This window comes from Verrucomicrobium sp. 3C, from assembly GCF_000379365.1.
GTDB lineage: Bacteria > Verrucomicrobiota > Verrucomicrobiia > Methylacidiphilales > Methylacidiphilaceae > Methylacidimicrobium.
The window spans coordinates 2016854-2017644 of the sequence record NZ_KB901875.1; the positions used below are offsets into that span (position 1 = coordinate 2016854).

General features: G+C 61.6%; 1 pseudogene. It reads left to right on the top strand.

Features of this window, described 5'->3' with window-relative positions:
• Positions 1-463: pseudogene (locus A37A_RS18435) on the top strand (hypothetical protein); the annotation flags it as partial.
• Positions 464-791: the final 328 nt, after the last annotated feature.

Sequence of the window (791 nt, forward strand, 5' to 3'; positions counted from 1 at the left end):
GATCCGGTTCCGGAAAGAACCGGTTCCGGCGATTCATTGGGCGGGCTTGGTCTTGCCGCTTCGGCTCGATCCGAAGGACAAGCGCGGCTGGCAGCGGATCGCGCTGGAAGCCCGGACCAAATACGTCCGCATCCTTCGCAGGACGATCCGGGGCCGGATGCGCTGGTACGCGCAGCTCCTCCAGGAAGGACTCGCCCCGCAGGTTCGGCCCGCGGGAGAGGATGTCGTCGGGTACGATCTGGGGTCTTCCACGGTGGCCTTCGTCTCGGACACCGACGCCAGCCTGGAAAGGCTCTGCTCGGAAGTCGATCAGCCCTGGAGGGAGACGCGGCGGATCTTGCGGTCCTTGGACCGGTCCCGCCGGGCGACCAATCCCGCAAACTACGACGCGAAGGGATGCGTCAAGCGTGGACCCAAGCGGTGTCGTAGCACAATAGAAATGTCCCCTTTTTCTCCACAGTAGAAATGTCCCCTTGGTTACGAAGTTGCGTTTTTGGTGGATACTGCACGGCTGTTTGCCATTTGAAGGGTCGCTTCCATGGGTGGGAGGGAGGAGGATTGACCACTCTCCGGCTAGTCGGAGAATGGCTCGGCGGCACGGGTCGCTGCTTGGGTTTTGGCGCAGGCCTGCCAGCGATCTCGGTGAAACGCAGCGGCCGATTCCGATAGAGGATGACTAGCTTTCCTTCTTGTTTTTCCCGGACCGTCACTCGGGTTTTTGCTGGCGCGTAATGACGGCTTTGCCGCTCCAGCTGGAAGAAGCGGGTTTGGTAACGGACCACCCAATCCGC